The 8,006-nt window shown below is 69.6% G+C and carries 9 protein-coding genes and 1 pseudogene; 6 read left to right on the top strand and 4 right to left on the bottom strand.

Translation table 11 applies throughout. From position 1 onward, the window contains the following. On the top strand, positions 1 to 523 hold a 523-nt coding region (locus tag AC30N0_RS10405), incomplete at its 5' end, for a YybH family protein (protein ID WP_489517845.1). 97 nt (positions 524 to 620) lie between these two features. Beyond that, positions 621 to 932: a polyhydroxyalkanoic acid system family protein gene (locus AC30N0_RS10400; protein ID WP_489517844.1), complete on the top strand. Its 312-nt coding sequence runs from the start codon at positions 621 to 623 to the stop codon at positions 930 to 932. 130 nt (positions 933 to 1,062) lie between these two features. Here the strand turns inward: AC30N0_RS10400 and AC30N0_RS10395 are convergent, their stop codons facing one another. Further along, positions 1,063 to 1,428, bottom strand: a complete 366-nt coding sequence (locus AC30N0_RS10395) for a hypothetical protein (RefSeq protein WP_489517843.1) — start codon at positions 1,426 to 1,428, stop codon at positions 1,063 to 1,065. A gap of 701 nt (positions 1,429 to 2,129) precedes the next feature. Between AC30N0_RS10395 and AC30N0_RS10390 the strand changes: the two genes are divergently transcribed. Continuing rightward, a complete protein-coding gene (locus tag AC30N0_RS10390; RefSeq protein WP_489517842.1) occupies positions 2,130 to 2,375 on the top strand; it encodes a hypothetical protein in 246 nt (81 codons plus the stop codon). A gap of 86 nt (positions 2,376 to 2,461) precedes the next feature. Here the strand turns inward: AC30N0_RS10390 and AC30N0_RS10385 are convergent, their stop codons facing one another. Together AC30N0_RS10385 and AC30N0_RS10380 are read right to left on the bottom strand one after the other, a co-directional pair. Next, positions 2,462 to 3,802 (bottom strand): adenylate/guanylate cyclase domain-containing protein, encoded by a 1,341-nt coding sequence (locus tag AC30N0_RS10385; RefSeq protein ID WP_489517841.1) that lies wholly within the window; start codon positions 3,800 to 3,802, stop codon positions 2,462 to 2,464. After that, positions 3,795 to 4,106: pseudogene (locus tag AC30N0_RS10380) on the bottom strand (amidohydrolase family protein); the annotation flags it as partial. The pseudogene AC30N0_RS10380 and the gene AC30N0_RS10385, both read right to left, overlap by 8 nt. Before the next feature lie 323 nt (positions 4,107 to 4,429). Between AC30N0_RS10380 and AC30N0_RS10375 the strand changes: the two are divergent. The 3 genes from AC30N0_RS10375 to AC30N0_RS10365 all read left to right on the top strand — a co-directional run bounded on the left by AC30N0_RS10375 (position 4,430) and on the right by AC30N0_RS10365 (position 6,916). Further along, the gene (locus tag AC30N0_RS10375; protein ID WP_489517840.1) at positions 4,430 to 5,134 is read left to right on the top strand and encodes a Crp/Fnr family transcriptional regulator; all 705 of its coding nucleotides are present in this window, start codon (positions 4,430 to 4,432) and stop codon (positions 5,132 to 5,134) included. Positions 5,135 to 5,213: 79 nt separating this feature from the next. Further along, entirely contained in the window at positions 5,214 to 5,918 is a 705-nt protein-coding gene (locus AC30N0_RS10370) for a Crp/Fnr family transcriptional regulator (protein ID WP_489517839.1), read from the top strand. 137 nt (positions 5,919 to 6,055) lie between these two features. Continuing rightward, positions 6,056 to 6,916, top strand: a complete 861-nt coding sequence (locus AC30N0_RS10365; RefSeq protein WP_489517838.1) for a sensor histidine kinase — start codon at positions 6,056 to 6,058, stop codon at positions 6,914 to 6,916. A 38-nt stretch (positions 6,917 to 6,954) separates the two neighbouring features. Here the strand turns inward: AC30N0_RS10365 and AC30N0_RS10360 are convergent. Beyond that, positions 6,955 to 8,006 (bottom strand): serine hydrolase domain-containing protein (locus tag AC30N0_RS10360; protein ID WP_489517837.1); only part of this gene is annotated, 1,052 nt, incomplete at its 5' end.

Raw genomic sequence — 8,006 nt, 5'->3', positions numbered from 1 at the left:
CCTTCTGGAGACGACGATGAATGCACCGACCCTCGTTTACCCTCGACGTACAGACTTCAATCGAAGCTTGCTCGTTGCCGGCCTCCTGGCGTTCTCATCGGCCATGGCGAGCGCGGCCGGAGAGGACGACGTACGGGCGGTCTTCGATCAGTTCGTGAAGGCGCAAAACTCGCATGACATCGCTGGCGTGCGCGAGCTGCTTCTCGATTCGCCGAACTTCCTCTGGGTCACCCGAGGCGCGCCGGTCTGGGGGCGCGATGCGGCGCTCAAGCGGTTCGACTCCCTCTATCAGGGCACCTGGAAGCTCTCACCGGACATGGTGAACCTGAAGACGGTCCTGGTCAGCGAGACGACCGCACAGCTCCATGTCCCGATCACCTTCAACATCGGGGCCCCGGGCCAGCCGGCCACTGACGCGCCGTTTCTTATGAACCAGACCCTCGTGAAGACCGCTGCCGGCTGGCGGATCGCCAACATCTTGCCGATACCTCTTCCGGCACCCGCTGCTGCGCCGCCGAAGTGACGCGCGGTGTTGCGCGCGCTGGGCAAGCGCGTTTCGCCACACGCCCGGCAAGGGGAAGCGTTTGCACCGAGCCGCCCGTCACGGCACCCTCTCGCCCATGACGACGCCGCTCACCGTCAGCATTCCGCACCAGCTCGGCCGCGCCGAGGCGCGCCGTCGCATCGAGACCGGGTTCGCGAAGACGCTCCGCGGCTTGCCGGGCGGCAGTGGCCGGTGCAGCGAACGTTGGGAACGAGATCGGCTCGTCTTCAGCGTCTCGGCGCTGGCGCAGACGATCACCGGTGTCGTCGATGTCGGCGACGCGGCGGTGACCATGGAGCTCCACCTGCCCGGCGTGCTCGGCCTGATCGCGAGCGCGTTCAGGAATCGCCTGCAGAAGGCGGGCCAGTTGCTGCTCGAGAAGAAGTAGCGAACTGCGGCCCCGAACGTGAAGCCGGGCGAGACGCCGCGAAGCGCCTCGCCCGGTAAGAGGGATGAAGGATCAGCGCGAACCGGCGGCCTCCCGGCCGCGCTCGTTCGGCTCGCGCGCCCTTCTTTTGTCAGTTGCGGTCGGCGCGCGCGGGCAGGCTGCCGCTGGTCGTCCCCGTGTCGGTCCGGGTGGTGCGGTCGGTGCCCATCAGACCGCCGCTGCGGTTGCCGGGATTGCGGCCCATGTTCTGGTCGCCCGGGGTGACGGCCGCTTCGGCGGCGCGGCCGGCAGCGCCGGCGGGCTGGTCGTTGCCCATGACGCCGCCGCTGCGGTTGTTGGGGGTGCGGCCCATGTTCTGGTCACCCGGGGTCACGGCGGCCTTGGCAGCGGCGCCGGTGTCCCGGGCTGCTTCTCTGGCCGTGCTGCCCGTGGTCTGCGCCTGCGCGGCGCCGGCCAGGGCGGCCGCGGCGATGGCAATGATCAGTTTCGCTTGCATGGATGTCTCCTGCAGGGTTGAGGAACCTCCGGTCGGGCAATCAGGGTGCCGTGCCGCGGGCCGGTGGCTGCGACGCGGCTTTGTGATCCCGCGAACGCGAAGACGTCCTACGGCACGTCGAGCCAGCGGCCTGTGGAGGCTCCTAACTCGCGTTCGCCTTCCGCTGAGCCCTCTTCCCCTCCAGGCGGTTCGGCTCCGTCACTTGGCGTCGCGCGCGTGATCGTGCCTCCTCTTGTCGCTCTTGGGGGGAACGGAGGTGTGCGGAGCGCACGGGCCGGACTTCGCAGCCTTCACCGGGCTCCCCCTTGTCGCCGGCGTGGCTGTGCTTGACCATGGGCTGGGCACACTCGTGCGGCATCGACGCGGCGGCTCGTGGCGGCGCACGGGCAGCTGGCTGCGCCTGCGCGATACCCGCCAGGGCGGAGCACGCGATGACGAGCGATGCGGAAATGGTGGGGATCGTTCTCATGGCGGCGAGCCCTCTCTGTGGAAACGCGATGGCGCGATGCGATGACACCGGCAAGCCTAGTCCGGGGCAGCTCGCCTTCCCTGGAGGTGCATCAACGACTCGGCCGCCGCACGGCTGCCCTTGATATAGGTCAACTCGCTGGCCGCGGACAGCCTTAGGGTAGGGATGCGCGAATCCCCGCTCGACAGACACTCACCCGCAAGGACGTCCCATGAAGCTGATATCACGAGTCATGCCCGCAATCTCCTCGGCGCTTCTCGCCGTGGCCTTGGCCGGCTGTGCCGCCGCGCCCGAGAAGGGCGAGGCCCACGCTCACGCGAGCACGGGAACATCGGACCCGCAGGCCATGTGCGAGAGGCACAGGAAGATGATGAGCGGGAAGTCGCCTGCGGAGCTGCAGGCGATGCAGGCGCACATGGAAACGATGAAGCCGGAAATGCGCCAGAAGATGCAGGCGATGCACGAGAACTGCAAGTGAGCCGCGCCGACTGAGCAAGCCGCACACGGCAGCGCCGCAGGCGCGTGCCGGAGAGAACTTGACGACCGGAGACCGGGCGTCTCCCCTCAGCCACGCGCAACGGCAAAGAGACGCCACGGGTCGGGCACCCCCTTGAGCGTGCGCGGGCCGAGGTCCTCGAAGTGCAGGCCCGAACCGACGACGAGGTCCTTCACGGTCGACGAGACGAGCACCTGGCCGGGTTCTGCCGCCGACGCGACGCGCGCGCCGAGGTGAACCGCAATCCCGCTGTACTTCTCGCCGAGCACCTCGCATTCCCCGGTGTGCACGCCCACCCGCAGCCGCACCCCCAGCGAGGCGACGCCTTCCGCCAGCGCCATGCCGCAGCGCACGGCGCGCGCCGGGCCATCGAATGCCGCGAACAGGCCATCGCCGGCGGTGTCGAGCTTGCGCCCACGGAAGTGGTGCAGCTTCTCGTCGACCAGGACGTAGAACCTCGACAGCAACTGCTTCCACTCACGGTCCCCGAGCTCGGTCGCACGTTGCGTGGAGTCGACGATGTCGCAGAAAAGAATGGTCGTCAGGATGCGGTCGGAATCGGGCGACGCGCGTTCGCCGGTGAGGAACTCGCGCACCTCGTCGAGCATCGCATCCACGTTCCCGACGAACGGCAGGTGATCGTCTCCGGCCAGCTCGACGTACTTCGCGCCGGCGATGCGCTCGGCCAGGTAGCGGGCGTGCCCCACACGCACGGGCTGGTCGCCGACGCGATGGAGGATCAGCGTCGGGACCCGGATGGCCGCGAGCACGTGCCGCACATCCGTCTGCGTCAGGAGACCGAACAGCTTGCGTGCGGTTCCGGGACTCATCGCCATGCGTTCCAGCCGCGCCAGGTTGCGCATGGCGGCCGCGTCGGCCGCCGAGCTCGGCGCGAAGGAACGCGACAGCTCGCCGGTGCCCCAGGTGGCCTCCAGCCCGGCAACCCACTGCTCGTTCACCTTGGCCGGGTAACCGTGCGGGTAGTCGTCGGCGCGGCTGAAGCGGGCGAACGTGCCGTACAGCACCAATGCCGGCACACGATGGGGGTAGGTCGCGGCGAACATCATCGCCATCGGTCCGCCCTCGGATATGCCAAGGATGGCGGCGCGCTCCCAACCGGCCGCGTCGATCACCGCTCGCACGTCGTCCATGCGCTCCTCGAGGGTCGGCGGGTTCACGACGGGGTCGGACAGTCCCGTTCCGCGCCGGTCGAGCAGGATGACTCGCGCGAACTGCGCCAGCTTGTCCGCGAAGGATGCAAACGCGCTCAGCGTCCAGATGTTCTCGACGTTCGAGGCCCAGCCGGGAATGAGCACCAGGTTCACCGCTCCGGTGCCGAACACCTGGTACGCGATGTTCAGCTCACCGCTCTTCGCGTAGCGGGTCTCGATCCGGCTCGTGTCAAGCACCTTGCGACCACCGGGTCGAGAACGGCGCCTGGTGCGGCTGCCCGAACGCGACCCCCGCCGTCACCGTGTTCGTCGGCCTGGTGAACACCTTCCCCTGCCGCTTGTTGTTCCGCGTGTCGACGAACTCGACCGGTCCGTTCACCACCTCGAGCGGCGTCGCATCGGCCGGCGCGCCGACCTGCAGCGTGCCGTGCTTCGCGATGCGGTTGATGATCTTCGCCGGGGTCGCGGTCGCCATGGTCAGCACCTGCTCGAGCAGGAGCCCAGGTTCATGAACTTGCTCATCACGTTGGTCAGGTAGGGCTGCCCGGCGGAGTTGCCCGAGACATGGCGGCGGGCGCCACGGGACCGATGGCGCCGGCGGCGACCACGGCGCCCATGCCGGTGACGAGTTGCCGGCGTGCGATGGAGATCATGGTTAAAGGCCCCTGCCCTTGTCGTCGGGAAGCGGATCTTCCACCCAAGACGGCGGGGGGCGCAAGGAGCGACGCCGACCCGCTCGCACGTCTCCTGCTCGTCGCCCTGTTGCGCCGCCCGCGCTTGGTTCGCTAGCGCACAGTCGGCGTACGACAGGTGACATAGAGTCGAAGACTCCGGGCCCATGCCGATCGCGCGTCCGGCCCGCCTATGCCCGCCGCCGCCCAGCCCCTCACCAACCGCCTCCTCGCCGCGCTGCCGGAGGAGACGTGGCAACGCTGGCTGCCGCTGCTCGAGCCCTTCGACATGCCGCTCGGCCAGGTCATGTACGAATCCGGCGAGACGCTGACGCACGTCTACTTCCCCACCACCGCGATCGTCTCGCTGCTCTACGTGATGGAAAACGGCGCATCGGCGGAGATCGCCGTGGTCGGCAACGAGGGCTTGGTCGGCGTCTCGCTGTTCATGGGCGGCGGGTCGACGCCCAGCCGGGCCGTCGTGCAGAGCGCGGGCAAGAGCTTCCGCATGACCTCGCAGGCCATCAAGGACGAGTTCACCCGCATGCCGGTGCTTCACCTGCTGCTGCGATACACCCAGGCGCTGCTCACGCAGATGGCGCAGACGGCGGTCTGCAATCGCCACCATTCGCTCGACCAGCAGCTGTGCCGCTGGCTCCTGCTGAGCCTCGACCGCCTGGAGGGCAACGAGCTCGTCATGACGCAGGAGCTGATCGCCAACATGCTCGGTGTGCGACGCGAAGGCGTGACCGAGGGCGCGCTGAAGCTGCAGAAGTCCGGCCTGATCCGCTACGCGCGCGGCCGCATCGCGGTGCTCGACCGGGCCGGGCTCGAGCGCCTCACCTGCGAGTGCTATGCCGTCGTCAAGAAGGAGTACGACCGGCTGCTGCCTGCCTGATGCGGCAGCCCCCGCCCTCTCGCAGCTATGTGCGCTGGCAGACGGTGACGGCGTCGCCCGCCGTACAGACTCGGAGGCCTTGCCTTCGCCTTCCTCCCCCGCCGCGACGAACCATCTTCTCGATCGCCTTCCCCGCCGCGACCGCCTGCGCCTGATCGCCGCCTGCGAGCCGGTGCCGCTGGTGCTGTCGGCGGAGCTGTGCGAAGCGGGACAGCCGACGCGGCACGCCTGGTTTCCGACCGAAGGCTTCGTCTCCCTCCTCGCCGAGGCGGGTGGAACGCCCGGAGTCGAAGTGGGCATGATCGGCAACGAGGGGCTGCTCGGCGCCCACCTCGCATTGGGCGTGCCCATCTCGCCGCAGCGCGCCCTGGTGCAAGGCGCGGGCATGGCCTGGCGGATCGGTGCCGACGCGCTCGACGCCGAGCTGGCGCAAAGCCCGGCCCTGCGAGCTGCGCTCGGACGCTACGTCTACGTGCTGATGGCGCAGCAGTCGCTCTCGGCGGCCTGCCTGCGCTTCCACCCGATCGGTCGGCGGCTCGCGCGCTGGCTGCTGATGAGCCAGGACCGCGCCCACTCGTCGAGCTTTCCTGTCACCCACGAGTTCCTCGCCCACATGCTCGGCGTCCGCCGCGCCGGCATCAGCGGCGCCGCGGCGCTCCTCCAGGCCGACGCGCTGATCGAGTACCGGCGCGGCCACCTGACCGTGCTCGACCGGCCGGGGCTCGAGGCGGCATCGTGCGCCTGCTACGCCGCCGACTGCGGCGCCTACGCTCGGCTGCTGTAGGCCGGCGCGACACCGTTCGTCGAGCGGGCCTGCGCATTGCCCCGACGCGTACGCACTGCGTGCGCTGCCGCACAGACGGTCCAGGCAGTGCCTTCGACACTGGGCGCCTTCGCGTTTCACCGACCCCGAGCGCTCAATTGATCAAGCTCGCCCACAATGCCGGGAACGGCGCGCTGCATTACGAAATCGCGCTCGCGGCCCAGGTCGATCGGGTGCGTTCCCTGGAAGCCGACAATCGTCGACTGCTCGCTCGTGCGGCTGCTGCGGATCGCGCTGCAGCGACCGCCGAGGAGGCCTTGCGCATCCAGGTCGAGTTCATGGCGATCGTCTCGCACGAGCTGCGTCGTCCGCTCCAGCCGATCCTCGTCGCCGCGGAAACGCTCGGCCGCGTCGCCGCCGATCCGCTCAGCACGGCGAAGCTGCGCGCCATCATCGGCCGCCAATCGCTGCACCTGGCCCGGCTCGTCGACGACTTGCTGGACGTGTCCCGGGTCGCCACGGGCAAGCTCGGGCTCGACCGCTCGATCTTCGACCTGCGCGACGTCATCTCGACCGCGGTAGAAGCCAGCCTGCCGACGATCGAGCGCAAGCGCCAGCGCTTCGCGTCGGTCGTCGCCGATGCCCCCTTGAACGTCTGCGGCGATCCCGTCCGCCTGGCCCAGGTGCTCGGCAACCTGCTCGACAACGCCAGCCGCTACACGCCCGACGGCGGTGCGATCGACCTGGTCGCATCGAGCGACACGGAAGCCGTGCGCGTCAGCGTTTCGGACAGCGGCATCGGCCTTCCCTCCGGGGCCTTGCCGAACGTGTTCAAGCCGTTCGCGCAGGTCGATGATGGCGGCGTGGGCAACGGCGGATTCGGGCTCGGGCTGGCCATCGTGCACGAGCTCGTGTCGGCTCACCGCGGCTCCGTCGTGGTGCACAGCGCCGGCGCCGGCCGCGGCAGTCGCTTCGTCGTGACCTTGCCGACCGCAGTGTCCTTGGCTTCGGCGACCTAGATTCCCGGCCGTACCGCCCGGGCCGGCGGCGGCACGCGTCAGCGCCTGCTCAGCGCCTCCGTCACCGCCTCGAAGAAGGTGTAGCTCTCCAGCCGGCTGGGGTCGTGCACCGGTTGCGGCCACGCGCCGTGCACGACGATGACCACAGCCGCGTCGACGTCGACGTGGATCTGCTGGCCGAAGATGCCGAGCGCGCCGAAGACGCGCCGGGGGGCGAGATGCGGGAAGGTCCACCACTGGTAGCCGTAGCCGAGCGGTTCGTACCCCGGCAGCCCTCCGGGCGGCGCGAGCGTAGAGCCGGGCACGACCGCCGTGGACGCCGCCATCCACCCCTCCGGCAGCAGGCGCCGGCCCGCGACGACGCCGTCGGCCAGCACGAACAGCCCGAAGCGGGCGTAGTCGCGCAAGGTGGCGCTGAGGCCGCTGCCCGCGAACTCCTGACCGCCGTCCGATTCGAGCTGCCAGTAGGCCGCGGACTCCATGCCGCAGGGTTGCCAGATCTTCTCCGCGAGGTAGTCCGAAAGCGGCCGGCGGATGGCGCCGGCGAGGATAGCGCCGAGCAGGAAGGTCTCGGCGGTGTTGTAGTTGAAGTGCGTGCCGGGCTCGGCCACGCGCGGCAGGCCTGCCAGGTAGTCGAGCACGACGCCGGGACGCTCCTCGACCTGAAGCGCCATGAGCCTGCGCCGGTCGGATGCGGGGTCGAGATACGTCTCGACCCAGCCGACACCGGTGCTCATCTGCAGCACGTCGCGGATGCGCACGCCCTCGTAGGCCGAGCCGCGCAGCCGCGGCACCGTCTGCACGACCGGGTCGTCCAGGCTTTCGAACAGCCCTTCGTGCAGCGCCACGCCGAGCAGCGTCGACGTGATCGACTTGGCCATCGAGAACGAGATCCACCGCGTCTCTGGCGTGTGACCCAGGGCATGGCGCTCGCAGACGACCTGGCCGCGATGCAGGATCAGCAGGCCCGTCGCGGGGTAGCGCCGGATGAAGTCGTCGATGTCGCAGCGGCGCCCACCGGCCTCGTAGGCGACATCGAGCGGCGGCCCCGACGCCAGCGCCCGCGCCTCGGGCCCGCAGCGGATCGCGC

The organism is Rhizobacter sp., assembly GCF_031412495.1.
Classification (GTDB): Bacteria; Pseudomonadota; Gammaproteobacteria; order Burkholderiales; family Burkholderiaceae_C; genus Schlegelella_A.
The sequence above is the reverse complement of the archived record's forward strand: the minus strand, read 5'-3'. Positions and strand labels throughout refer to the sequence as shown.

Excerpts from the sequence above, each read along its gene's own strand:
- AC30N0_RS10400 (WP_489517844.1), top strand. The coding sequence starts at position 621 with ATGACGACGCCGCTCACCGTCAGCATTCCGCACCAGCTCGGCCGCGCC.
- AC30N0_RS10395 (WP_489517843.1), bottom strand. The coding sequence starts at position 1,428 with ATGCAAGCGAAACTGATCATTGCCATCGCCGCGGCCGCCCTGGCCGGC.
- AC30N0_RS10390 (WP_489517842.1), top strand. The coding sequence starts at position 2,130 with ATGCCCGCAATCTCCTCGGCGCTTCTCGCCGTGGCCTTGGCCGGCTGT.
- AC30N0_RS10375 (WP_489517840.1), top strand. The coding sequence starts at position 4,430 with ATGCCCGCCGCCGCCCAGCCCCTCACCAACCGCCTCCTCGCCGCGCTG.